A 24,369-nucleotide genomic window follows, 5' to 3' on the forward strand; every position below is an offset into this window, starting at 1 on the left:
TCAGCCGACAGAAATGGCCTGCAAGTCACCACCGCTGGGCAGCCGCGTGAGCCATTCACGACCCACGTCGCTGGCTCCAGTGAGACGGACGCGACGCCCCGTTCCTTCGATCTCCAGCGCCACCACCAGGTCGGTTGGCGGCAGCGCACCGGCGCCCCGCTCGGGCCATTCGACCAGCCACAGCACCGCGCTGCCTTCGTCCAGGCCGAGGAAATCCAGCTCACCGGCCTGGCCGATGCGGTACAGGTCCAGGTGCCAGGCCTCACCACCGGTGGCCAGCGGATAGCGCTCGACCAGGGTGTAGGTGGGGCTGCGGATGGCGCCCTGCACGCCCAGCGCGCGCAGCAGCGCGCGGGCCGTGGTGGACTTGCCGGCCCCCAGGTCGCCGCGCAGTTCGACCAGCGCCTGCGGCGGGCGGGTCGCCGCCAGCCACTGCCCGAGCAGTTCGGTGGCATCGCTGTCGGCAAGGAAGAAATCGGTCATGGCGAGAGTTCCGGGTTGGCCAGTCGCCGCAGCGGCGCCAGCAGGTCAGTAGGAAGCAGGCCACGCGCACCGTCAGCGGCAGCCCTGTCGCCGGCCAGTGCGTGCAGCAAGGCACCCGCAGCAGCCGCATCGAACGCTGCCAGGCCCTGGGCGCGCAGGCTGGCGATGATGCCGGTGAGCAGGTCGCCCATGCCACCGACGGCCATGCCGGGGTTGCCGGCGGCAATCAACCGTGGCCTCTGGCCAGGCGCCGCCACGATGCTGCCGGCCCCCTTCAGCACGACCACCGCGTGGAAGCGCTCGGCGAGCGCCTGCGCTGCGGTATAGCGGTCGGACTGGACGTCGGCGGTGCTGCAACCGAGCAGCCGCGCGGCCTCCCCCGGGTGCGGCGTGAGAATGGCAGCGGGCAAGGCGCGCGGGTCCTGTGCCAGCAGGTTCAGGGCGTCGGCATCGAGCACCAGGGGGCGGGGGCTGGCCAGCACGCGCGCAAACAGGGCGCGTGCCCATTCGTCCTGGCCCAGCCCGGGTCCGATCGCCACCACCTTCGCCTTGTCCAGCAAGGCCGGCAGTGCATCGCTGTCTTCCAGCGCATGGGTCATCGCTTCGGGCAGCCGCGCCAGCAGCGGCCCCACGTGGTCGCGGCGGGTCCCCAGGCTCAACAGCCCCGCACCTGCGCGCAACGCGGCTTCAGCCGCCATCGCGATGGCGCCGCCGCTGCCATGGTTGCCGCCCACGCACAGCACGTGCCCGGATTCGCCCTTGTGGGTATTGGCACGGCGCGGCGGCAACAGGGCCGGCAGGCGCGCCTGCGTCCAGTGCTCTGCAGCGGGTGCCACGCCCTGCCAGGCGGCGGCAGGCACCTGCAACGGCGCCAGGTGCTTCTGCCCGCAATGATCCAGCGCGTCACCGGTGTACAGCCCGCGATGCGCCACGATGAACTGCAGGGTCAACGCCGCACGTACCGCCACGCCCGGCACCGCCCCCCGGTCGGCGTCGACGCCGCTGGGGACATCCAGCGCCAGCACCGGCGCCGCCTGCGTAGTGAGCGCGACAATCAGCGCTTGCGCCGAACCCTCTGGCGCGCGATCGAAGCCCAGCCCGAACAGGGCATCGACCCAGATATCGGCCTGCGGCAGCGCACCGTCGAAATCGATGACCGAGCCGCCTGCGGCGCTGAAGTCCGATGCTGCACGTTGTGCCAGCGCAGTCGATGGCGGCCTGCCCGGCAGGGCGACCACCCTCACCTCGCGCCCGGCCTGCAGCGCGTGGCGGGCCAGCACAAGGCCGTCGCCGCCATTGTTGCCCGCACCGACCACCACGCCGATCCGCTGCGCCTGCGGCCAGTGCTGCAACAGGCACTGCCAAGCGGCCTGGCCGGCCTGTGACATCAGGTCCCAGCCGCCTTCGGCGGCCAGCGCCGAGGCCTGCGCATCGAGCGCACGCGCGGCAGCGGAATCGAACAGATCGGCAAGGTTGGCCATGCAGGGATTTTATACTGGTGCACATGTCCCCCGCCCCCGCCCCCGTCGATCCGGCCCAGGCCGTGCAGCGCATCCGCGCACTGGCCCGCGCGCATGGTTTCCAGCGCTGCGGCATCGCCGGCATCGAGTTGGGCGAGGATGAAGCGCACCTGGCCGACTGGCTGGGCCAGGGCCTGTACGGCACGATGGACTGGATGGCGCGCCACGGCACCCTGCGCGCACGCCCCGCCGAACTGTTGCCCGGCACCGTGCGGGTGATCTCGGTGGGCATGGACTACAGCCACAAGGACGACACCGAGGCCTGGGCGACGCTGGCCGACCCGGGCCGCGCCTACGTGGCGCGTTACGCGCTGGGCCGCGACTACCACAAGCTGATGCGCAACCGCCTGCAGAAGCTGGCGACGCAGATCAACGACGAAGTGGCGCCACTGGGCTACCGCGTGTTCGTCGATTCGGCCCCCGTGCTGGAGCGCGCACTGGCCCGCAACGCCGGTCTCGGCTGGATCGGCAAACACACCTGCCTGATCGACCGCCATGGCGGTTCCTGGTTCTTCATCGGCGAGATCTACATCGACATCCCGCTGCCGATCGACACGCCGGCCACCGCGCACTGCGGCACCTGCACGCGCTGCATCGATGTCTGCCCCACCCAGGCCATCACCGGCCCGCAGCGGCTGGACGCGCGGCGCTGCATTTCCTACCTGACCATCGAACACGACGGTGCCATTCCCGAAGACATGCGGCCGTTGATCGGCAACCGCATCTACGGCTGCGACGACTGCCAGCTGGTGTGCCCCTGGAACAAGTTCGCCAAGCGCACCGACGAAGCCGATTTCCGCGCGCGCAACAACCTCGATAGCGCGCGGCTGGACCAGCTGTTCGCCTGGGACGAAGGCGAATTCCTGCGCCGCACCGAAGGCAGCCCGATCCGGCGCAGCGGCCATGAGCGCTGGCTGCGCAACATCGCCGTGGCGCTGGGCAATGCACCGTCCTCGGCCGAAGCGCTGGCCGCATTGCACACCCGCGCCGATGATCCCTCGCCGCTGGTGCGCGAACACGTGCAATGGGCGCTGGACCAGCACACGGTGCGCTGACGTGCGATCCTGAAGCCCCGGTCCACCTGCAGCACGCCGTTCCCATGCAGCCACGCAACAACGACATCTTCACCCCCAGCCAGCTCAACACCCTGGCGCGCGACCTGCTGGAAGGCAGCTTCCCGGCGATCTGGGTCGAGGCCGAACTGGGCAGCGTGGCGCGTCCTGCCTCCGGGCATCTGTATTTCACCCTGAAGGACGCGCGTGCGCAGCTGCGCGCGGCAATGTTCCGGATGAAGGCGCAGTACCTGAAGTTCGTGCCGCGCGAAGGCATGCGCGTGCTGGTGCGCGGCAAGGTGACCCTGTACGACGCGCGTGGCGAGTACCAGATGGTGCTGGACCACATGGAGGAAGCCGGCGAAGGTGCGCTGCGCCGCGCGTTCGAAGAGCTGAAGGCACGCCTGGAAGCCGAAGGCCTGTTCGACCCGGCACGCAAGCGCCCGCTGCCGGCGCACGTGCAGCGCCTGGCCGTGATCACCTCGCCCACCGGCGCCGCCGTGCGCGACGTGCTGAGCGTGCTCGGCCGCCGTTTCCCGCTGTTGGAGGTCGACCTGCTGCCGACCCTGGTGCAGGGCAGCAGCGCCGCGGCGCAGATCACCCGGCTGTTGCAGACTGCCGACGCCAGTGGCCGCTATGACGTGATCCTGTTGACCCGCGGCGGCGGTTCGCTGGAAGACCTGTGGGCGTTCAATGACGAAGCCCTGGCCCGTGCGATCGCCGCCAGCCGCACGCCGGTGGTATCGGCGGTGGGCCACGAAACCGACTTCAGCCTCAGCGACTTCGCCGCCGACCTGCGCGCACCGACGCCATCGGTGGCGGCCGAGCTGCTGGTCCCGGACCAGCGCGAACTGGCGCTGCGCCTGCGCCGCACGGCCGCGCGCATGGTGCAGCTGCAACGGCATGCGATGCAGCAGGCCATGCAGCGCGCCGATCGCGCCCTGCTGCGCCTGAATGCCCAGAGCCCGCAGGCGCGGCTGGATCTGCTGCGCCGCCGCCAGCTGGATCTGGGACGGCGCCTGCATGCCGCGTTCAACCAGCAGCAGGAGCGCCGTGCCGCGCGCCTGCGTCACGCGTCTGCGGTACTGCGTGGGCATCATCCGCAGCGCCAGCTGGACGCGATGCAGCGTCGCCTGGCCGCCCTGCGTGGGCGGCCGCAGGCGGCCCTGCAGCGGCGGCTGGAACGTGACGCGCTGCGCCTGCGCGGGCTGGCCCGCTCGCTCGAAGCGGTCAGCCCGCTGGCCACCGTGGCCCGCGGCTACAGCATCCTGACCCGCAACGACGATGGCACGCTGGTACGCCAGGTCGATCAGGTGCGGCCCGGTGACGCACTGCAGGCCCGCGTCGGCGACGGCGTGATCGACGTGCAGGTCAAGTAGAGGGGGTTCGGCAGGGCTGCGCCCTGCACCCGCGGTGGTGCCGGCGCTGGCCGGCAGCCTCAACAGCAACAGCCAAAGCGGCTCTGGATTGCTGATGGCTTGGCGGGACGGTCGGTAGATCCACGCCATGCGTGGATGAAATCTGTCAGATCGCGAATCAATTCGGGGTCAGAGCCGCTTTCCCAGGGAAAACGGCTCTGACCCCAGGAGCATTTCCGACAGACCGCAGCACACTGTCGAAACCCGCTTCTGCTGTTGCTGTTGCCGGCCAGCGGCCGGCACTACCTAGCGCGGGGACAACACACCCTACTTTGCCTGCTCGCAGAACTTCTGCCGGTACTCGAGCGCCTTCGGCATCAGCGCCTGCAGGTTCTGGATGCGGGTGCCCGGATTGGGATGGGTGGAGGCGAACTCCGGCGGCGACTGGCCACCACTGGCCTGGCCCATGCGCTGCCACAGCGGCACCGCCTCGCGGGGATCGAAGCACGCCGCTGCGGCCAGCATCAGCCCCACTTCGTCGGCCTGCGTCTCGTGGCTGCGCGCATAGGGCAGCAGGTAGCCGTAGCCCATCGCCGACATCATCATCTGTTGCTGCTGCGCATCCATGCCGCTGGCGGCGCCGGCCACCTGGCCGATCTGGGTCAGCTTCTGCTGCGCCATGCGCTGCGCACCGTGACGCAGCAGCGCGTGGGCGATCTCGTGGCCCATCACCACCGCCATCGCGTCGCGCGTGCGCGCCACCGGCACCAGCCCGGTATAGACCGCCATCTTGCCGCCGGGCAGGCAGAACGCATTGGCCTGTTCGGATGGAATCACGTTGACCTCCCACTGGAAGTCACGTGCGAAATGCGCCGGCTCGACGCCGTGCTCCTGCGCCAGTGCGGTCTCCACCACATCGACCTTGGCGATCAGGCGCTGGGCGATGTCGCGCACATCGCGCGCGATCGGCGCGTTGGGGTCCATCGGCGGCTCCTCCGAGAGGATCTGCTGGTACGCCTGCAAGCCCAGCGCAGTCTCCTGGCGGGCGTCCAGGCTGCTGTCGATCATCACCTTCTCGCCGGTGTAGGGATCGACCGTGCGGTTGGAGAACCAGTAGAACACCGCATAGCCGGCCGCCAGCAGCAGCACCCACCAGCGGATGTTGCCGAACAGGCCGCGACGCTGCGGGCCTTGCGGCGAGCGGGAAAAGGGATCATTGCGCATCAGGGGTCGTCCAGCAGGCCCCGCCGGCCGGCGGGCACGGCGCAATCTTAGTGCGCGGGCGCCAGCAGCGGGTGAAGCCCGGTGCCGCTCAGATGCCCCGCACCAGGCGGAAACCGATGCGCGCGCTGGTGGTGTCCGAATCCTGGGACTGCCGCCACGCCGCACGGGTCTGCTCGGGCGCGTTGGCCCAGTTGCCGCCCCGGATCACCCGCGACCGGCAGCCCGGGTTGAACCAGGCGACACCATCGGACGGCGCACGCCGGTAGCTGGCATGCCAGCAGTCGGCCACCCACTCGCTGAGATTGCCGGCCATGTCGTGCAGGCCGAAGGCATTGGCCTGGAAACTGGCCACCGGCGCGGGCCCCCACCAGCCGTCGCCATAGCCGACGAAGGCGTTGTGCCAGTGCCGCCCCGAGGGCGAGACATCCTTGCTGCCGGTGAAGTTGCCAGCGCCGGGCGGCGGCGTGCCGGCGTCGCCCCATGGATAGCGGCCACTGCTGCCGGCGCGCAGCGCATACTCGAATTCGGCTTCGCTGGGCAGCCGGTAGCTGCGGCCGGTCTGCTCGGACAGCCACGCCGCGTAGTTTTCGGCATCACGTACGCTCACATGCATCACAGGCGAGTTTCCCAATGCGCGGCCACCGTCATAGTCCGAACGCCAGTCCACCCCGCTGCGACGGATGAAGTTGCCGCTGCGTTCGTCATAGACCACCGAATGGCCGCGCCGGGTCGCGCGCGGGCGCGCATTGGACGCCTTCACGTAGCGCTCGAAATCACTGACCGTGATCTCGGTGATCGCCATCGCAAAGCCACGATCGAAGCGCACGTAATGCGAGGGCCGCTCGGCATCGCTCGCGCCCGGCTCGGTATCGCCCGCGCCCATCTGGAAGCCACCGTGCGGCACCACCACCATCTGCGGCCCGCGCCCGCCATCGCGCATGGCGTCGCTGAACACCTGCCCGGGGCGGAAGCTGCCGTAATGGGTCGCCAGGTCGATGCGTTCGCGCAGCTGGGCCACCACCGCATCACCTGGCAGGGCGATGCGCAGGGCCTCGGCCAGCTTCTCGCGCGCCGGCTTCAGGCCCTGCGGCGTCGCCAGGTCGCGCAGGCCATCGTCGCGCAGCTGCAGCAGCGCCGCCGCGCGGATCTGTTCGATGCGCTCGAACGCGTCGGCGATGGTCGGTGACGAATCGCGGACCTTGCTGGCCTCGGCCAACCACGTCCCCGCGCTGGCGAAATCGCGCACGCGCGCCGCCTCCTCGGCACGGCGGATCAGGCCACTCTCGGCCGCCGCCAGGCCCTGCCGTGCCCGGCTGTTGTGTTCATCCAGCGCCAACGCCTCGCGGAAGTTGCCGATCGCACCGTCACCGTCCTCGCCGATGCGCCCCGAACGCAGGTCCTCCTCGCCGGCGCGGTTGTAGGCGACCACGCGCTGTGCGCGCTCAACCCGGGCCTGCAGCGCACGCACCTGCTCGTCCTTCGGCGCCAGGGTCAGCAGCACCAGCGCCTGGCGGCTGGCCTCGGCCAGCGCTTCACGCTGCTTCAGCGGCCGCACCAGCAGCGCATCGGCCTGCTTTTGCAGCCGCTGGCGGGCACGTTGCAGGCCCAGCCGGGCCTGGCGGTCGTCCGGATCTTCCTGCTGGACCGCCAGCCACAACGGAATGGCGGCATCGGCGTCCTCGTAAAGGTGGTCCTTGGCAAACGCCTGTTCGGCCGCACGCCGCAGCTGGGAAAGACTGCGGCCCTGCCGGTCCACCCGGGGAGGCGTCCAATGCTGCACATCCTCGGCGGCATCCTCACCGGCAATGGTGACGCTGCCCTGCCCGTTCCCCGGGGTCGCGTCCGCCTGCGGACCTTCCTGCTGCCGCGCGTCTTTGCCAGCCACCGGCCCCGGCTCCGGGGTCGCCGAGGGCGATGGCGTGCAGCCGGCCAGGACCACGGCCAGGGCGGTGCACAGCACGGACGACAGCGGAAAACGCAAGCAGGGTCTCCTTCGGCACGGATGCGCACCGACGTTAGGCTATTCTCCCCTGCCTGAGCAAACCCGAGTAGTAGGCCCTGACCCGTGGCAACCTGGATCACCACCCCCGCCGAGCTGGATGCGTATTTCCAGCAGCGCCCGGCCCGCATCGGCCTGGATACCGAATTCATCCGTGAACGCACCTTCTGGCCGCAGTTGGCACTGGTGCAGATGGCGGTCGGGCAGGACATCCTGCTGATCGACCCGCTGATTCCCGGCATGACCGAGGCGCTGGTGCCCTGGCTGGCCGATGAATCGATCATCAAGGTGATGCACAGCGCCAGCGAAGACCTGGTCGCCTTCAAGTGGGCGTGCGGCGTGTTGCCGCGACCGTTGTTCGACACCCAGATCGGCGCTGCGCTGGCCGGCATCGGGGGCGGCATGGGCTACCAGAAGCTGGTGGCGGAAATCACCGGCGTGGCGCTGGCCAAGGGCGAAACCCGCTCGGACTGGATGCGCCGTCCGCTCTCGGAATCGCAGTTGCAGTACGCCGCCGACGATGTCGAGCACCTGTTCGCGCTGCACGACGCCATCGACGCCAAGCTGCAGGCGCTGGGCCGCCAGCAGTGGCTGTACGACGACGGCGAGCGCCTGCTGGCCAGCGTCGCCAACGACGAGGACCGCTGGCCACACCTGGCGATGCGCTCAGCGCAGTTCCTCGATGCCGCTGCGCAGCGCCGCCTGCTGCGCCTGCTGCGCTGGCGTGACGTGCAGGCACGCAGCAGCGACCGACCGCGCAGCTGGATCCTGGACAACGAACTGGCCGCCACGCTGGCACGCACGCCACCGGCCGATGCCGCTGCGCTGGCCGCGCTGTTCGAACAGTTCCCGAAAGCGCCGCGCAAGCTGGCGGGCGCCGTGTGGCAGGCGCTGGACACGCCGCTGGCCGATGAGGCCGAGGCTCCGCTGGCGCTGCCGGCCAACGACAGCAACAAGCAGGCATTGAAGAAGCTGCAGGACGCCGTTGCCGAGCGCAGCCGCGAGCTGGGCCTGCCGGATGGCGTGCTGGCCTCGCGCAAGCATCTGGAAAGCTACCTGGAGCGCCGCCAATGGCCGGCCGCGTTGGCCGGCTGGCGCCAGCAGGAGCTGGAAGCGCAGCTGCATGCGCTGCTGCCGGCACGCTGAAGCAGCGGGCGCGGCGCCGGATTGCATTCCCGCCGCCGTCGAACGCAACAAAATGGGCGGCCCGGATCACCGGGCCGCCCTGCGCACTCCAGCAGTGCGAGGGTGGGACCGCCCACCCTCGCGGCAACGCCTTACCAGTTCATGTTCAACGAGACACCGACGGTGCGCGGTTCGTTGTAGACCGCGGCCATGTAGTTCTCGATCACACCCTTGAGGTTCTTCTCATTGGTGATGTTGCGCGCGAACAGCGCCACTTCGTAGGCACCATAGTTGCCCGAATAGCCGATCTTCAGGCCACCCTCGAAGTCACCCTTGGAGTTGAACTCCTTGCTGTCGTACAGCACGAAGCTGGTGTATCCCTGCTTGTTCCAGTCGGTGGACACGAACAGGGTGCCTGCGTCGCTGACCGGGACGTCATAGCGGGCGGCCAGGTTGACGTTGTACTTCGGCGCATTCGGCAGCGGGTTGCCGTCGATCTGCGCGAAGGTGTTGGCACCGACCTTGATGGTCGGGTCATTCACCGTGCACACCACCTGGCCGTTGAGGCCGCAGACCTGCGCGTAGACGCGCTTGTCCTTGATCTCGCTGTGCAGCAGGCTCAGGCCGGCGCTCAGGGTCAGGTTCGGGATCGGGCGCAGTTCCATGTCCGCTTCGAAGCCGTAGGCCTTGGCCTTGTCGGCGTTGAACAGCACGCCATTGCCGTCCGAATCGTTGCCGTTGAGCTGGATGTCATTGACGGTGTAGGTGAACGCGGTGGCGTTCAGGCGCAGGCGGTTGTCCCACAAGCTGCTCTTCACGCCCGCTTCCCAGGACAGGATGGTCTCGGAATCGGCGGTGGTGAAATCAGCATTGAACACCGCGGAACGGCCCTGGATGGTCGGGCCACGGAAGCCGCGCGCGACCTTGGCGTAGACGCTCACATCCGGGGTGATCTGATACATCGCGCTCAGATCCCAGCTCGGGGTGGTGTCGGACATCCTGACGTCGGTGCGGCCCTTGTAGGTGACCACGCCGGCGGCAGTGTCAGCCGTCTTCAGCAGGCGGGTGTGCTTCTCGTCCCTGGTCTGGCGCAGGCCGGCGGTAACGGTGAACTTGTCGGTGAAGGCGTAACTCAGCTGGCCGAAACCGGCCCAGGAGGTGTTCTTGTTGCGCAGGCGCACCCAGTTGTTCGGATTGCGCGCGGCACCCTTCAGGAACCAGGCGCGCTGGTAGAAGTCGGTGGTGTCGCTGCCGTTGAAGTAGAACGCACCGGCCTGCCACTGCAGCGCGCTGTCGTCATGGCTGGCCAGGCGGAATTCCTGGGTCCACTGGTCCAGGTCGCGGATGCGGCCCATCGACTGGCCGTAGCCGTTCGGCACGCCGTTGACCGGGAAGTTCACCGCAGCGCCGCCGTCGGTGTCGCCACGGCTGTAGCCGGAGGTGGTCTCATAGGCGGTGATCGAGGTGAAGTCGATCGCACCGAAGTCGTAGCGTGCCTTCACCGAACCGCCGTAGGTCTTGTAGGCCTGCGGGTTGTTGTCGGCTTCGTCGTAGGCGACCTGGTCGCGCGGCACGTCGGTCTTGTTCGAGCCCTTGGTCAGCGCGCCGCGCAGGAACAGGGTCGAGGTGCCTTCGTAGTCACGGGCATGGGCCGAGGCCAGGATCGAGAACTGGTCGCTCGGGGTCAGCAGCAGCTGCGCACGCACGTTGCGGTCATCGAAGCCGCCCATGGCGTTCTTCTTCGGGCTGACCGTGCCGTCGGCGCTCGGGCCCTTGTAGGTGTTGTCGACGTAGTCGTCGCGGTGCTGGTACAGCGCCGACACACGGAACGAGGCGATGTCGTTGATCGGGCCGCCGAAGCCGCCGTCGATCGACACGCTGTTGTAGGTCGCGTAGCTGGCGCTGACGCGGCCGGTGTAGTCCTGGGTCGGCTTCAGCGTGTCGAACTTGACGATGCCGGCGGTGGTGTTGCGGCCGAACAGCGAACCCTGCGGGCCGCGCAGCACTTCCACCTGGTCCACGTCATAGACCGGGTTGGACTTCAGCACCACGTGCTCCAGCACCACGTCGTCCTGGATGATCGACACCGGCTGCGAGGCACCCAGGTAGAAGTCGATGTTGCCCAGGCCACGGATGTAGAAGCGCGGGAAGATGCGGCCGGTGGTGGTTTCCGCATACAGGCTCGGCACGCGGCCGGACAGCGCCAGCAGGGTGTCGTCGCCGCCGGCGGTGAAGTCGCGCATGCGCTCGCCCTGCACCACGCCGACCGAAACCGGCACTTCCTGCAGGTTCTGCTCGCGGTGTTCGGCGGTCACGGTGATCGTGTCCAGGCCGGTCGGGGTCGGAGCGCTGTCCTGCGCGGCGGCACCGAAGCTGCCGACCAGGGCCAGGCCGGCACAGGCCAGGGCCAGCGGATGGCGGCGGAAGGAAACGAAGGAAGACGACAGACCCGACGGGCGGCGGGAATCGGAATGGGAGGGCATGGAATGCTCTGAGGAGGCGTCCGTGCGGCCTGCGCGAGCCGGGCGGCAAAGAGGAGGAAAACTGCGCAAGCGGCCATTATCCCCCAAATTGTTACGATTTCGTTGCGCGGCATCCGGGCCCGGCAAACCGGACGGTTTCGGCACAGTTGCGCGTGCTCACGCCACGTCGCCCGGCACATCCCGGGTCGGCTTGGCAAGGCGCAGCCAGTTGGCTACACTGAAGCCCTGCCGTGGGGCCATAGCTCAGCTGGGAGAGCGCGTCGTTCGCAATGACGAGGTCAGGAGTTCGATCCTCCTTGGCTCCACCACTCATAAGAAGACCCGCAGATCGTCGCGATCTGCGGGTTTTTTCTTTTCAGCGCTCCGGCTCAGGCCGGCTCCTGGTCTCCATCCTTGCGTTGCGGGCCACGCGAGTGCGCGTCGCGCACCTGTTGATCGCGCTGCCCCGGCCGCTGCTTGGCCACATCGTCCTGCTTCCTGTCCTGGCGGCTTTCCTGGATGCCCTGCTTCGGGTCCTGATCCTTGCGTTGCTCGTTCATCGAAAACTCCCTCGCCGGCAGCAGGCCAACGTTGCCACCACGCTAGAGGTTGCCGGGTGAGCCGCAGGTCAGTCCCGTGCCAACATCGTGTGGAGGAGCGGCTTGCCGCCACCGCCCCGCGCGGCCAGAATCCGGGGCACCACGCTCACCGGTGTGCCATGCCCTCCCCCGCCCAGCACGCAGCCCACGCGTTGCCGATGCGCCTTGATGCAACCGACGGCAGCATCCAGCTCGGCAATCTGCCGACGCTGATCGGCCCCACCCTGTCCCGGGAAGAAGCGAGCGTCGCCTTCGCCGCGCTGGTGCGAGGGGAACGCGATGTCGGCACCGGTTATCACTGGCTGAGCCTGCACCGGCTCAGCCTGGGCGGTGCATCCGCTGGCATCAGCCTGTGCTTCCACGGGCAACAGCTCGACATGGTGGCGATCGGCGTCGATCTGCCGGGTGCGACACGGGAAGACGGCTGGCCGACCCAGGCCTCGATCGATGCCGAAGTCGCTTTCATGCGTCGCACCTTGGCTACGGCACTGGGGCGCAAACTGGCAGGTGGCCGCGCCCGGTTCGACTGGGGCGAAGCCTGGGCCCGTTTCGATCCGAAGGGCTTCATGGCCAGCAGCGGAATCCGCTACGCGCCACGCTCGTGACGCCGCTCAGGTACGGGTGATCGACACCCCGCCCTCCACACGCATCGCCGTACCGGTAACGAAACTGCTTTCATCACTGGCCAGGAACAGCGCCGCGTTGGCGATCTCCTCCGGCTCGGCCATGCGCTTCAGTGCGTGCAGCGAGCGCACGAAGTCGCGGGCATCGCCGGTCGGTGCGGCCTGCCGGCCCATTTCGGTATCGGTACCACCGGGCAGCAGCACGTTGCTGCGCACGCCCCGCGCCCCGTATTCGGCGGCGATCACCTGGCTCAGGCCGATCAGCCCGGCCTTGCTCGACGCATAGGCCGCCATGCCCGGGAAGCCCACGGTATGGCCAACAAAGGTGCCAACAAACACCAGCGAGCCGCCGCCACGTGCCAGCAATGCCGGCAACTGCGCGCGTGCCGCGTGGAAAGCGGCATCGAGATTGGTCGCCATCACGTCGCGCCAGGCCTCTACCGGGAACTCCGCCGCCGGTGCGCCGGGACCGAGCATGCCGGCGTTGTTGAGCGCGATGTCCAGGCCTCCGAATGACTGCCGGGCCAGATCGACCAGCGCCTGTGCCGTGCCCGGCGCGGCCACGTCGGCGGCATGCACCACGACCTCGCCGCCGGCGGCACGGATCTGCTCGGCCAGTTCCTGCAGCGGTTGCAGCCGCCGCGCGTTGAGCACCAGTTTCGCGCCTTCGGCAGCGAAGCGCAGCGCACTGGCGCGGCCAATGCCGGCGCTGGCACCGGTGATGAGGGCGATCTTGTTGTTCAGGCGCATGGTCGTGGTACCGGGTGTGAGGTGGCCACCACGATGCCGCGCCTGTGGCCGGCCAACACTCCGTTTCAGGGCCAGGCAGAGGGGTGCAGGAAACGGAGTTTCCGCGGAACCGGCACGTGCCAGAATCCGCCCATGGACAGTACCGTCACCCCCGCCCTGGATGCCCGTGTCGAACGGGTCTGCCGCCACCTGCAGGCCAGCCTTGACGAGCCCTCGCTGCAGGAACTGGCCGACATCGCCGGCTGCAGCCCGACCCGGCTGCATCGCCTGTTCAAGCAGGCCACCGGGCTGACCCCGAAGCAGTACGCCGCCGCGTTGCGCGCCGATCGCCTGCGCAGCGGGCTTGAGCAGCATGAACGCATCACCGATGCCTTCCACGATGCCGGCTTCGGTTCCAGCGGGCGCTTCTACGAAAACGCGCCGCGGCTGCTGGGCATGACACCGAAGCAATGGCGTGCCGGTGGTCGCGGCGAAGTCATCCACTTCGCGCTTGCCGAGAGTTCGCTGGGCAGCGTGCTGGTGGCCAGCAGTGCCACCGGCGTAGTCGCGATCCTGCTCGGCGACGATCCGGAGACGCTGCTGCAGTCGCTGCAGCAACGCTTCCGCCAGGCCGAACTGGTCGGCGCCGACCGGGGCTATGAGCAGCTGGTGGCACAGGTGGTAGGCCTGGTCGAGGATCCCTCGCGAGGCGCCACACTGCCGCTGGATATCCGCGGCACCGCCTTCCAGCAGCGGGTATGGCAGGCGCTGCAGCAGATTCCGCGAGGACAGACCGCCTCGTATGCCGATATCGCAGCGCGCATCGGCGCGCCCCGCTCGAGCCGCGCCGTGGCCCGCGCATGCGCGAGCAATCCATTGGCGGTGGCGGTGCCCTGCCACCGCGTGGTCCGGCGCGACGGCGACCTGTCCGGCTACGCCTGGGGCGTGGCACGCAAGCGCGAACTGCTGCGCCGGGAAAACGCCTCGACTGCCTGACGTGGGTGCCGACCTTGGTCGGCACACCGCCAAGCCCTCAGTCCAGCTTCACCACCAGCTTCCCGAAGTTGCGCCCCTGCAGCAGCCCGAAGAACGCCTCCGGCGCATTCTCCAGCCCGTCCACCACGTCCTCGCGGTACTGGATGCGGCCTTCGCGCAGCCACTGCGGCATCTCGCGTTCGAACTCCGGCCACAGATGGTTGAAGTCGTGCACGATGAAGCCGCGCACGGTCAGGCGCTGGCGCAGGATCTGGCTGAACAGCGCCGGCAGGCGGTCGGGGCCGGGCTGCGCGACGCCGCGCTCGTTGTAGGTGGCGATGGTGCCGCACACGGGAATGCGGGCGAAGTTGTTGAGCAGCGGCAGCACCGCATCCAGCACATGGCCGCCGACATTCTCGAAGTACACATCGATGCCCGCTGGCACCGCGTCACGCAGCTGCTGGGCGAAATCAGCGGCGCGATGATCCAGCGCTACATCCACGCCCAGCGTCTGCAGGTAGCTGCGCTTGGCCTCGCCACCCGCGATCGCCACCACCCGCGCGCCCTGCAGCTTGGCCAGCTGGGCCACCGTGGCGCCCACCGGCCCGGTCGCGGCGGCCACCACCAGCGTCTCGCCCGGCTGCAGGCGGGCGATTTCATGCAGGCTGGAATACGCGGTGAAGCCCGGCATGCCGTACACGCCCAGCGCGGTACTCAGCGGCAGGCCGGCCGGATCCAGCCGGCGCCCCAGTGCCGTGGCCGGCAACACTGCATGGGTCTGCCAGCCACCGGGCGCCAGCACCCGCTCGCCCACTGCCACGCCCTCGGCACGGGATTGCAGCACCTCGGACACCGTCTGCCCCTCCATCACCGCGCCCACCGCCACCGGCGCGGCATACGAGGGGCCCTCGTCCATGCGTCCGCGCATGTACGGGTCGAGCGACAGGTAGCGGTTGCGCAGCAGCACTTCACCCTCGGCCAGTGGCGGCAACGCGGCCTGCTCCAGGCGGAAGTTGGCCGCACGCGGTGCGCCCTGCGGACGCGAGGCCAGCACGATACGGGAGGTGGTCGATGAGTCGGACATGGCGAACGTCTCTGCTGTGGGCAGCATCGGGAAAGGAAAGCCGACACTACGCCGCAGCGTCGCCCCATGGCGGCCACGAAAACAGCGTTCCATCGACCGGCGTGGCCATCGCCGCGTGCAGGCCTTGCCCGTGCAGCTTTGCCGATCAGCATGGCCCGCTGATTTCTGCCGCAGGTGACGATCACCACGCCCCGGCGCCGGGTGAATCGGCCTGCAGGGCCCTGCCCTCCGTGGCGCGACGGAGGATCAAGCACTTGCACCTGCGCAGACGGCAATGTGAAGGTTTTTTGCCAAAATGCTTGCCGTAGGCGGCCGACCTCCGTAATATGCGCGTCCTTGGCAGCGACCTCGCTGCAACGAAACACGTGGCCGAGTAGCTCAGTTGGTAGAGCAGGGGATTGAAAATCCCCGTGTCGGCGGTTCGATTCCGTCCTCGGCCACCATGTTTGAGGACCTGCAGAAATGCAGGTCTTTTTTTCCGGAAATCGCAATGGCGGTTGCCGCACAATTTGGCCGAGTAGCTCAGTTGGTAGAGCAGGGGATTGAAAATCCCCGTGTCGGCGGTTCGATTCCGTCTTCGGCCACCATCTTTCGAGACCTGCAGAAATGCGGGTCTTTTTTTTGCCCGTGGCGTGCGCCCGGTTGACGGAACATTTACACCGGCCTACGCCGCGACACCTACGCTCAGGGCTCCTGCCTGGAGTCCATCGATGCTGACGCGCCCTGCCCTGCTCGCATTCCTGCTGCTGGCCACCTGCCCGGCCCTCGCCGCCGAACCGGTGCGCGCGGTAGACCATCTGGACATCGACCGCTATGCCGGCCAGTGGCACGAGATTGCCCACCTGCCGGTCTCGTTCCAGAAGCAGTGCGTCGGTGACATCACCGCCAATTACGGGCTGCGCGGCGACGGCCACATCAGCGTCACCAATGCGTGCCGCAAGGGCGACGGCGAACGGGTGGTCGCCGAAGGGGTGGCTCGGCCGGTAGCCGGTCATCCCGGGCAACTGCAGGTCCGCTTCGTCCCGGACTGGCTGAGCTGGGTGCCGCTGGTCTGGGCGGACTACTGGGTGCTCGCGCTGGACCCGGACTATCAGTGGGCACTGGTCGGCGAACCCGGCCGCAAGTACCTGTGGATCCTCTCGCGCCTGCCGGAAATGGAGCGCGGCCGGTTTGAACAGCTCAAAGCCACGGCCGAATCGATGGGGTACGACCTCGCGCCGTTGCGCCTGATGGCCCCGCTGCGCGATTCCGCGGCTGACTGAACCGCCCTGCATCAGGCGCGTCGCACGCAGCCGATCCGGCATTTCGCACGCCCGGCCGCCATCTTCACGCGCTACCCTCTGCGACGGGTCGCCTTGGGCGATCCACAAAACCATACGCCGTAGTATGCTTACCCCAACGCACCCCCTGCAGAGGACTTGCGCCCATGCTCCACCGTGTCCGTACCGTCTTGATCGTCCTGTTCACCCTCGCCCTTGCTGCCTGCAGCAACGGCATCGTCAAGCGTGTCTCGGAACCGGCGGCCAGCCTGCAGCAGTTGACCGTGCGCGCCGACGGCAGCTGGACCGTGGCCCTGCGCCTGCAGAACTACAGTTCGATGCCGATGACCTTCGATGACGTCGCACTGGCACTGACCGTGGGCGACAGCGCAGCCGGCACCCTGCAGGTCAAGCCCGGCATTTCCATCGGCGGCACCTCCGCCGACGTCATCAATGTCGACCTCGTGCCCAGTTCGGCCGCGCGCCTGGTGGTGGCCGACGCGCTGGCCGGCAACCGCACCCTGGCCTATGGCCTGAAGGGAACGGTGGCAGCCACCCCGCAGGAAAAGAAGCAGCGCAGCTTCGACATCAGCAGCCGCAGCACCCTCAACCAGGCCCCGGGCCTGCCGGGCGTGCTGCGCTGACGTTCGCCTTCCGTTGCGGCGCCCCGGCGCCGCGCCCCCGCCCTGATCAAATCGAGACGTACCGATGAGCAGCTACACCGCCCCGCTTTCCGACCTTCGTTTCGCCCTGCACGACGTGCTCAAGGTCGAACCCCTGTTCGCCCGGCTGGGCTTCACCGACGCCACCGCCGACGTGGTCGATGCCGTGCTGGAAGAAGCCGGCCGCTTCAGCGCCACCGTGCTGGCCCCGCTCAACAGCGTGGGCGACGAGATTGGCTGCGTGCTCGACCAGGCCACCGGTGAAGTGACCACCCCGCCCGGCTTCAAGCAGGCCTACGACCAGTTCGTCGATGGCGGCTGGACCGGCCTGACTGCTTCGCCGGAGCTGGGTGGCCAGGGCCTGCCGCACACCCTGGGCGTGCCGCTGAACGAAATGATCAATGCTGCCAATCTGGCGTGGGGCAACTTCCCGCTGCTGTCGCACGGCGCCATCGAAGCGCTGAAGCAGCACGGCGAAGCCTGGCAGCACGACGCGTTCCTCAAGCCGCTGATCGAGGGCCGCTGGACCGGCACCATGTGCCTGACCGAGCCGCACTGCGGCACCGACCTGGGCCTGCTCAAGACCAAGGCCGAGCCGAACGCCGATGGCAGCTATGCGATCACCGGCACCAAGATCTTCATCACCGCCGGCGAGCACGACCTGACCGACAACATCGTGCACCTGGTGCTGGCCAAGCTGCCTGACGCCCCTCCGGGCGCCAAGGGCATCTCGCTGTTCGTCACCCCCAAGTTCAAGGTCGACCGCGAAGGCAACGTCGGCGAGCGCAACGCACTGCGCTGCGGTTCGATCGAACACAAGATGGGCATCAAGGGGTCGGTCACCTGCGTAATGAACTTCGATGGGGCACAGGGCTACCTGGTCGGCCAGCCGCACAAGGGCCTGCAGGCAATGTTCACCATGATGAACACCGCGCGCCTGGGCGTCGGCCTGCAGGGCATCGGCCTGTCCGAGCGCGCCTACCAGAACGCGCTGAAGTACAGCCGTGAGCGCCTGCAGTCGCGCGCCCTGAGCGGGGCGAAGTTCCCGGACAAGGCAGCCGACCCGATCCTGGTCCACCCGGACGTGCGCCGCATGCTGCTGACCGTGAAGTCGCTGGTCGAAGGCAGCCGCCTGCTGGCCCTGCACGCGGCCACCCTGATCGACGTCGCCCACCACGCCGAGGATGCCGCCGAGCGCGAGCGCGCCGACACCCTGGTGAGCTTCCTGACCCCGATCTCCAAGGCCTGCCAGACCGAATGGGGCATCGAGAACACCTACAACGCCCTGCAGTGCTTCGGTGGCCATGGCTACATCCGCGAACACGGCATGGAACAGCTGGCCCGCGATGCCCGCATCACCACGCTGTATGAGGGCACCACCGGCATCCAGGCGCTGGACCTGATCGGCCGCAAGACCGCGTCCAGCCAGGGCGCCGGCCTGAAGCTGATGCTGGCCGAGATCGAAGCGTTCGCCAAGGAACACGAGGGCAACGAAGCGCTGGCCGAGTTCATCGGCCCGCTGCGCGCCAAGGCCGCCGAATGGGGCACGCTGACCCGCGACGTGCTGCAGCGCGCGGCCGCCAACCCGGACGAACTGGGCGCCGCCAGCTACGACTACCTGTTCTATTCGGGCTACGTGGTGCTGGCCTACTGGTGGGCCCGCAGCGTGGCCGCCGCCGATGCCAGCGCACACGGCGCCGCGTTCGCCCAGGGCAAGCGCGAAACCGCCCGCTTCTACTTCGCCCGCGTGCTGCCGCGCACGCTCAGCCACGCCGCAGCGATCCAGGCTGGCGCCGCCCCGCTGATGGCGATGGACGACGAGCGCTTCGGCGCCTGAGCCGGGCTTCGCCCTGCACCGGTAGTGCCGGCCGCTGGCCGGCAACCGCAACAGCCGGCTTCCTGCGGGATGGCGAGGTGGGTCCGATTGCGGGGGACGGCGCACGCCACCGGACCCACCCCGCCTTCGACAGATTTCCGCTGCTGTAGATCCACGCCACGCGTGGATGAGAACCCCTGAAATCCTTCTGGAGAAGAGCCCCCTTTTGTTAAAGGGGGCGCGCCGACAGGCGCGGGGATTAGGAAGAATGCGTGGACCTGAATGTTGACGATTTGCGTATCGCCGACAGGCGATACACAAATCGTCAACATTCAGGTATAAGCTGTTCTCCCGATGGAGACAGACACTACACGCTTGGGTCTGATCGAAGCCGGAGCTCCGTTTTCTGCTCCGGGCGCCGAAGCATCGCCCAACGCCACGACGCTGCATCGCCCCGGCTCGGTCCGGCTGCTCTCGCTGGATGCCCACGGACGCGTACTGGACTGGATCACCTGGCAGGATGCGGCCTGCCTCTACGCCCGCGAAGCGGTGGCCTGGACGCTCGGCGATCCCTGCCTGCACATCCACGGCGGCACCAACCGCTTCAGCGGCCTGCAGAGCGGCATGGACCTGCACCCGATCATCGCCGCCCGCGGCCACGCCCGCTCGCGCGCGATTGACCCGACGCCGAACCTGACCAACCAGGCCCTGTTCGCCCGCGACGCCCATCTGTGCATGTACTGCGGCCAGCAGTTCAGCCGCCCCACGCTCACCCGCGACCATGTCATGCCGCTGTCCAAGGGCGGCCTGGACTGCTGGGAAAACGTGGTCACCGCCTGCTTCCACTGCAACTCGCGCAAGAGCGACCGCACCCCGCAGCAGGCCGGCATGCCCCTGCTGGCGGTGCCCTACCGGCCCAGCTGGATCGAGCACCTGATCCTGTCCAACCGCAACATCCTGGCCGACCAGATGGCCTTCCTGAAGGCACAATTGCCCAAGCGGTCGAAACTGAGCACCTGAACGCCTGAAAATGCAACCCTCACCGTCCTGTCACGGGCGGCGGCGTTTGCTTGCCCCACCCCCGTTTGAGGGCGAAAATGGGCATTCAGAAAAAGTGCGAACATGATGATCGACTCTGCCCGCTATCCCCGCCTCGCGCGCATCCAGACACCGGATGACCTGCGCACGTTCGACGAATCCGAATTGAGGGCGGTCGCCGACGAACTGCGCGCCTACCTCATCGAATCGGTGGGCAAGAGCGGCGGCCACTTCGCCGCCGGCCTGGGCGTGATCGAACTGACCGTGGCCCTGCACTACCTGTACCAGACCCCGGTCGATCAACTGGTCTGGGACGTCGGTCACCAGACGTACCCGCACAAGATCCTGACCGGTCGTCGCGACGAGATCCACACCGTCAAGCAGAAGGACGGCATCGCGCCGTTCCCGAAGCGCGAGGAAAGCGAGTACGACACGTTCGGTGTCGGCCACTCCTCGACCTCGATCTCGGCCGCACTGGGCATGGCCATCGCCCGCCAGTCCGAAGGCGACGACCGCAAGATCGTGGCGGTGATCGGTGACGGTGCGATGACCGCGGGCATGGCGTTCGAAGCGCTGATGCATGCCGGCGGCATGGAGCCGGAACCGAACCTGCTGGTGATCCTCAACGACAACAACATGTCGATCTCCGAGGCGGTCGGTGGCCTGACCAAGATGCTGGGCCGCGCCACCGGCAGCCGCACCCTCAACGCACTGCGCGAAGGCGGCAAGAAGATCCTCGGTGACAAGAAGAACAACCCGGCGCGCTTCGTGAAGCGCTGGGAAGAACACTGGAAGGGCATGTTCGTCCCCTCCACGATGTTCGAGGAAATGGGCTTCCACTACACCGGCCCAATCGACGGCCATGACATGCCGGCCCTGCTGTCCACGCTGAAAACGCTGCGTGCCTCCAAGGGCCCGAAGCTGCTGCATGTCATGACCACCAAGGGCAAGGGCTACGAGCCGGCCGAAGGCGATCAGATCGGTTACCACGCCGTCGGCCCGTTCGACCCGGACAAGGGCCTGGTGGCCAAGGCCGGTGCCAAGAAGCCGACCTACACCGATGTATTCAGCGACTGGCTGTGCGATGCCGCCGCCGCCGAGCCGCGCCTGTACGGCATCACCCCGGCGATGCGCGAGGGCTCCGGCCTGGTGCGTTTCAGCAAGGAGTACCCGCAGCGCTATTTCGACGTGGCGATCGCCGAGCAGCATGCGGTCACCCTGGCCGCCGGCATGGCCACCCAGGGGGGCAAGCCGGTGGTGGCGATCTACTCGACGTTCCTGCAGCGCGCGTACGACCAGTTGGTGCACGACGTGGCGATCCAGGACCTGGACGTACTGTTCGCGATCGACCGCGCCGGCGTGGTCGGCCCGGACGGTGCAACCCATGCCGGCAACCTCGACCTGAGCTTCCTGCGCTGCGTGCCGAACCTGGTGGTGATGGCACCGTCCAACGAAGCCGAGTGCCGGCAGATGCTCAGTACCGGCCTGCAGCATCCCGGCCCGGCCGCCGTGCGCTATCCGCGTGGCACCGGCACCGGCGTCGCCGCTGGCAACGACCTGTCCACCCTGCCGATCGGCAAGGGTGAGCTGCGCCTGCAGGGCAGCCGCATCGCCCTGCTCGCCTTCGGCAGCACCGTGGCCGCCGCTGAGCAGGTCGGCCGCGAACTGGGCCTGAGCGTGGTCAACATGCGCTTCATCAAGCCATTGGATCGGGAACTGGTGCTGTCCATCGCTGCCCAGCACGAGGGCCTGGTCACGATCGAGGACAACGTGGTGGCCGGCGGCGCCGGCTCCGGCGTAGGCGAACTGCTGAATGCCGAAGGCGTGCTGCGCCCCATCCTGCACCTGGGCCTGCCCGACAGTTACCAGCACCACGCCAGTCGCGAAGACCTGCTGGCCGAGGCCGGCATCGACGCGGCAGGCATTCGCGCCGCCGTGCTCAAGCGTTGGCCGCAGCTGGCCGTTGGCACGCCGCCACTCAGCGCGGCAGGCTGAGGCCGATCAGGAACCCACGCATGACGGTGAAGGTGCGGCCGAGGGCCTGCACCTTCTACGGTGGAAGCAGGTAGTTCCACGCCACGCGGGAGGGCGGCACTCCCCAGGCCTGCCTCGGCAGGCACCCCACGCTCAGCCGTAACTGACCGCTTCGACGAATGCGCCGCTGGCTTCCACGCGCACGGCCGCACGCTGCCCGGTGTCGACGAAGTGCAGGCGGGCCAGGGTCTCGGCGAAGTCATAGGCACGGGCGCCATCGCGGAACTCGATCGGCTCCGGCCTATCCGGATGCAGCACGCGCCACTGGCGCTGTTCGCATTGCAGGCGGATCAACATGCAGCTCACTCCTTGAGGCAGCGTATCGATGGCGGCGACGCCCCTGTCGGTAACGGCGCGAGGCACGCAGGGATCAGGGCATATGGGATGCCCTGATCGCGGACAATACGGCGTTCAAAATGTGAGCTGTATCAGATTATTCTGATTTTTACGGGCTGAATCCGTAAAGCTCAGTTCACCTGGATCAGTTCACTTGGAACTGTGCCCGGCAACCGTCACTGACCCAGATGCCGCGGCGGTCCCAGCCCCAGGTCTGGCCTTCGATGCAGGCGCTGCGCGAATCCTGGCGGATCAGGCGCACACCGCGGCGGATACGCGCATCGCAATATTCCTGGCGATGGCCGTTGGAATGGCAGGTGACCACATCACCGCCGCCCCATCCATTGCCATTGCCATTGCCCCAGCCGCCGCCATTGCCGCCCCAGCCGCCACCGCGGCGGTACTCACCTACGAATTCAGCCCGGCAGCCCTGCGTGACCCACACGCCATTGCGCGACTGGCCCCAGGTCTCGCCTTCCACGCACGGTGAGCCGGACAACTGCCGGATCAACCGCGCGCGACCGTCCAGGCGGCACTCGTTGCTGCGGTTCTTGACCGACTCGCAGCGCACGATGCCACTGCCGTCGCGGCCGCCGTAGCGGTCGTCGTCATAGCCGTAGCCGTAGCTCTGCGCCTGGGCGCCGCCGGCCGCCGCCAACATCGGCAACAGGGTGCAGGCCAGGGTGCGCCAGGTGAGTGCCTTGCCCATCGAAATCTCCAGATGAATACGATGGCGCAAGCATCGGGGATTCGCGGCCCGGCGCACAGTAGGGCCGGCGCCGGCAGTTTTTCCCCATTCAAACAACTCAACCGTGGCTGACTGCGCCACGGCCGCTGCTGTCACTCTCCGACGTGAAGCGCGTCCACCGTGTTGCCGAGCGCCTCGACCCGCACCGTGCTGCGCTGGCCGGTTCGGCGGTGATGTTCCAGGGCAAGCGCGGCGGCGGCGTCAAAGGCGTCGGCACCCCGGGCATAGGCGGTGGCATCGCGCAGCTGGGGATGCAGCACGGACCATCGCTGGGCCGAGCATTGGACGGTGATGACCATGGGGAAGCTCCTGTGGCTGGAAGGGGGCGTGGCCGGCCCATGGGGGGCCCGCCGGTACACCATCAGGCTAGCGATCGCCTCGGAGTCGGCCTATCAGATTTGTACGAAAATGCCGCGCCTTCGGGTCGTCCCTTCACACCCTCACATCCCTGAGCCCGTTTAGCCGGTTCATTCCGTGATCCTTGTCACGGAGTCAGCCTGGCTTCACACTACCGTCATCAACAGGGGCCCCTTCCACATGCGCACCTTCTTCTCGCACCAGCGTTCGACGTTGCTGAAGTTCTATTTCGTGGCCAGCTATCTCGTCCTGATCGAAGAGCTGATCCGCGCCGCCGTGCATTGAGCGCTTGCTGGCCCGGCAGCCGGAAAGCACACTGCGGCTTTAGGCACGGAGCCCGCCGGATGAAAGCGCTGTTTCTGATCCCCGCCCTGCTGGTCCTGGCCGCATGCGCCAGCCCGGACAAGGCACCCCCGCGTGCCGACGACGGTGCGGCATCGACCTCGATGCCGACCGTAGGCGGTGATCGCGACGCCCACGGCTGCATTGGTTCCGCGGGCTACCAGTGGTGCGAGCACACCCAGCGCTGCGAGCGCCCATGGGAGCTGGCACAGGCGCAAGGCCTGGCCAACACGGCCGAGGCGATCGACGCCTATTGCGCCACGCCGGCGACGCCGGCACGCAAGTGAGCACGAACAGTCATGGCTGAATTGAGTCCCCTGCCCGACCTCGCCCGCGGCCGCTACCGCCACTTCAAGGGCGGCGAATACGAGGTGATCGACATCGTACGCAGCAGCGAGACGCTGCAGCCCATGGTGCTGTATCGCGCCCTGTACGGCGACGGTGGCCTGTGGGTGCGCCCCTACCCGATGTTCATCGAGCAGGTAGCCGGCGAACACGGCACGCAGCCGCGCTTTGCCCGCATCGACGACTGATCCGGTGCAAG

The 24,369-nt window shown here is 68.1% G+C and carries 23 protein-coding genes and 3 tRNA genes; 15 read left to right on the forward strand and 11 right to left on the reverse strand.

Annotated elements, in window-relative coordinates:
• Complete coding sequence (tsaE, locus tag BLS66_RS01205; RefSeq protein WP_053460923.1) at positions 1–483, reverse strand: tRNA (adenosine(37)-N6)-threonylcarbamoyltransferase complex ATPase subunit type 1 TsaE; 483 nt, start codon at positions 481–483, stop codon at positions 1–3.
• Positions 480–1,964: a bifunctional ADP-dependent NAD(P)H-hydrate dehydratase/NAD(P)H-hydrate epimerase gene (locus BLS66_RS01210; protein ID WP_074724914.1), complete on the reverse strand. Its 1,485-nt coding sequence runs from the start codon at positions 1,962–1,964 to the stop codon at positions 480–482. Before BLS66_RS01210 ends, tsaE begins: the two co-directional genes overlap by 4 nt.
• A 23-nt stretch (positions 1,965–1,987) precedes the next feature.
• Here BLS66_RS01210 and queG point away from each other — a divergent pair, with 23 nt between their 5' ends.
• On the forward strand, positions 1,988–3,058 hold the full coding sequence (queG, locus tag BLS66_RS01215; RefSeq protein ID WP_053505956.1) for a tRNA epoxyqueuosine(34) reductase QueG: 1,071 nt from the start codon (positions 1,988–1,990) through the stop codon (positions 3,056–3,058).
• Positions 3,059–3,102: 44 nt separating this feature from the next.
• A complete protein-coding gene (gene xseA / locus BLS66_RS01220) occupies positions 3,103–4,434 on the forward strand; it encodes an exodeoxyribonuclease VII large subunit (protein WP_074724915.1) in 1,332 nt (443 codons plus the stop codon).
• A 306-nt stretch (positions 4,435–4,740) separates the two neighbouring features.
• Here the strand turns inward: xseA and BLS66_RS01225 are convergent, their stop codons facing one another.
• Together BLS66_RS01225 and BLS66_RS01230 are read right to left on the reverse strand one after the other, a co-directional pair.
• A complete protein-coding gene (locus BLS66_RS01225; protein WP_049466747.1) occupies positions 4,741–5,637 on the reverse strand; it encodes a M48 family metallopeptidase in 897 nt (298 codons plus the stop codon).
• Positions 5,638–5,725: 88 nt separating this feature from the next.
• Entirely contained in the window at positions 5,726–7,618 is a 1,893-nt protein-coding gene (locus tag BLS66_RS01230; protein WP_074724916.1) for a formylglycine-generating enzyme family protein, read from the reverse strand.
• A gap of 84 nt (positions 7,619–7,702) precedes the next feature.
• Between BLS66_RS01230 and rnd the strand changes: the two genes are divergently transcribed.
• Positions 7,703–8,782 carry a ribonuclease D gene (rnd, locus tag BLS66_RS01235; RefSeq protein WP_074724917.1) on the forward strand — a complete coding sequence of 360 codons (1,080 nt, stop codon included), beginning with the start codon at positions 7,703–7,705 and terminating at the stop codon, positions 8,780–8,782.
• 131 nt (positions 8,783–8,913) lie between these two features.
• On the opposite strand, the gene BLS66_RS01240 is transcribed toward rnd, so the two are convergent.
• Complete coding sequence (locus BLS66_RS01240; RefSeq protein WP_049466742.1) at positions 8,914–11,244, reverse strand: TonB-dependent receptor; 2,331 nt, start codon at positions 11,242–11,244, stop codon at positions 8,914–8,916.
• A 232-nt stretch (positions 11,245–11,476) separates the two neighbouring features.
• On the opposite strand from BLS66_RS01240, the gene BLS66_RS01245 reads away from it, so the two are divergent.
• Positions 11,477–11,552 (forward strand) — tRNA-Ala (locus tag BLS66_RS01245).
• Between the two features lie 60 nt (positions 11,553–11,612).
• Here the strand turns inward: BLS66_RS01245 and BLS66_RS20700 are convergent.
• Entirely contained in the window at positions 11,613–11,783 is a 171-nt protein-coding gene (locus tag BLS66_RS20700) for a hypothetical protein (RefSeq protein WP_164687808.1), read from the reverse strand.
• A gap of 158 nt (positions 11,784–11,941) precedes the next feature.
• Between BLS66_RS20700 and BLS66_RS01250 the strand changes: the two genes are divergently transcribed.
• Positions 11,942–12,427 carry a hypothetical protein gene (locus BLS66_RS01250; protein ID WP_074724918.1) on the forward strand — a complete coding sequence of 162 codons (486 nt, stop codon included), beginning with the start codon at positions 11,942–11,944 and terminating at the stop codon, positions 12,425–12,427.
• Positions 12,428–12,433: 6 nt separating this feature from the next.
• Here BLS66_RS01250 and BLS66_RS01255 read toward each other — a convergent pair whose 3' ends face one another.
• Positions 12,434–13,195, reverse strand: a complete 762-nt coding sequence (locus BLS66_RS01255) for an SDR family oxidoreductase (RefSeq protein WP_074724919.1) — start codon at positions 13,193–13,195, stop codon at positions 12,434–12,436.
• 132 nt (positions 13,196–13,327) lie between these two features.
• Here BLS66_RS01255 and BLS66_RS01260 point away from each other — a divergent pair, with 132 nt between their 5' ends.
• Positions 13,328–14,170, forward strand: coding sequence for a bifunctional transcriptional activator/DNA repair enzyme AdaA (locus BLS66_RS01260; protein ID WP_074724920.1), 843 nt, complete (start codon positions 13,328–13,330; stop codon positions 14,168–14,170).
• Positions 14,171–14,207: 37 nt separating this feature from the next.
• Here the strand turns inward: BLS66_RS01260 and BLS66_RS01265 are convergent, their stop codons facing one another.
• The gene (locus BLS66_RS01265; protein WP_074724921.1) at positions 14,208–15,233 is read right to left on the reverse strand and encodes an NADP-dependent oxidoreductase; all 1,026 of its coding nucleotides are present in this window, start codon (positions 15,231–15,233) and stop codon (positions 14,208–14,210) included.
• Positions 15,234–15,600: 367 nt separating this feature from the next.
• Here BLS66_RS01265 and BLS66_RS01270 point away from each other — a divergent pair.
• From BLS66_RS01270 to dxs, 7 genes are all read left to right on the forward strand, one after another.
• Positions 15,601–15,676: transfer RNA gene (locus tag BLS66_RS01270), tRNA-Phe, on the forward strand.
• Positions 15,677–15,744: 68 nt separating this feature from the next.
• Positions 15,745–15,820 (forward strand) — tRNA-Phe (locus BLS66_RS01275).
• Between the two features lie 123 nt (positions 15,821–15,943).
• Complete coding sequence (locus BLS66_RS01280) at positions 15,944–16,495, forward strand: lipocalin family protein (RefSeq protein WP_074724922.1); 552 nt, start codon at positions 15,944–15,946, stop codon at positions 16,493–16,495.
• Between the two features lie 164 nt (positions 16,496–16,659).
• Positions 16,660–17,136 (forward strand): LEA/WHy family protein, encoded by a 477-nt coding sequence (locus BLS66_RS01285; RefSeq protein ID WP_049466943.1) that lies wholly within the window; start codon positions 16,660–16,662, stop codon positions 17,134–17,136.
• A gap of 64 nt (positions 17,137–17,200) precedes the next feature.
• On the forward strand, positions 17,201–18,991 hold the full coding sequence (locus tag BLS66_RS01290; protein WP_074724923.1) for an acyl-CoA dehydrogenase C-terminal domain-containing protein: 1,791 nt from the start codon (positions 17,201–17,203) through the stop codon (positions 18,989–18,991).
• 333 nt (positions 18,992–19,324) lie between these two features.
• Complete coding sequence (locus tag BLS66_RS01295) at positions 19,325–19,990, forward strand: HNH endonuclease (RefSeq protein ID WP_032956174.1); 666 nt, start codon at positions 19,325–19,327, stop codon at positions 19,988–19,990.
• A gap of 105 nt (positions 19,991–20,095) precedes the next feature.
• On the forward strand, positions 20,096–22,003 hold the full coding sequence (gene dxs / locus BLS66_RS01300) for a 1-deoxy-D-xylulose-5-phosphate synthase (RefSeq protein ID WP_049466971.1): 1,908 nt from the start codon (positions 20,096–20,098) through the stop codon (positions 22,001–22,003).
• Positions 22,004–22,135: 132 nt separating this feature from the next.
• Here the strand turns inward: dxs and BLS66_RS01305 are convergent, their stop codons facing one another.
• From BLS66_RS01305 to BLS66_RS01315, 3 genes are all read right to left on the reverse strand, one after another.
• Positions 22,136–22,339, reverse strand: a complete 204-nt coding sequence (locus BLS66_RS01305; protein WP_005417823.1) for a hypothetical protein — start codon at positions 22,337–22,339, stop codon at positions 22,136–22,138.
• 184 nt (positions 22,340–22,523) lie between these two features.
• A complete protein-coding gene (locus tag BLS66_RS01310) occupies positions 22,524–23,087 on the reverse strand; it encodes a DUF3011 domain-containing protein (RefSeq protein WP_049466947.1) in 564 nt (187 codons plus the stop codon).
• Positions 23,088–23,218: 131 nt separating this feature from the next.
• Positions 23,219–23,425: a hypothetical protein gene (locus tag BLS66_RS01315; RefSeq protein WP_049466948.1), complete on the reverse strand. Its 207-nt coding sequence runs from the start codon at positions 23,423–23,425 to the stop codon at positions 23,219–23,221.
• A 402-nt stretch (positions 23,426–23,827) separates the two neighbouring features.
• Between BLS66_RS01315 and BLS66_RS01320 the strand changes: the two genes are divergently transcribed.
• Together BLS66_RS01320 and BLS66_RS01325 are read left to right on the forward strand one after the other, a co-directional pair.
• Positions 23,828–24,112 carry a hypothetical protein gene (locus tag BLS66_RS01320; RefSeq protein ID WP_049466949.1) on the forward strand — a complete coding sequence of 95 codons (285 nt, stop codon included), beginning with the start codon at positions 23,828–23,830 and terminating at the stop codon, positions 24,110–24,112.
• A 12-nt stretch (positions 24,113–24,124) separates the two neighbouring features.
• On the forward strand, positions 24,125–24,358 hold the full coding sequence (locus BLS66_RS01325; RefSeq protein WP_053460935.1) for a DUF1653 domain-containing protein: 234 nt from the start codon (positions 24,125–24,127) through the stop codon (positions 24,356–24,358).
• The last annotated feature ends 11 nt before the right edge of the window (positions 24,359–24,369 follow it).

Origin of the sequence: Stenotrophomonas pavanii (assembly GCF_900101175.1) — a bacterium.
Lineage (GTDB): Bacteria > Pseudomonadota > Gammaproteobacteria > Xanthomonadales > Xanthomonadaceae > Stenotrophomonas > Stenotrophomonas pavanii.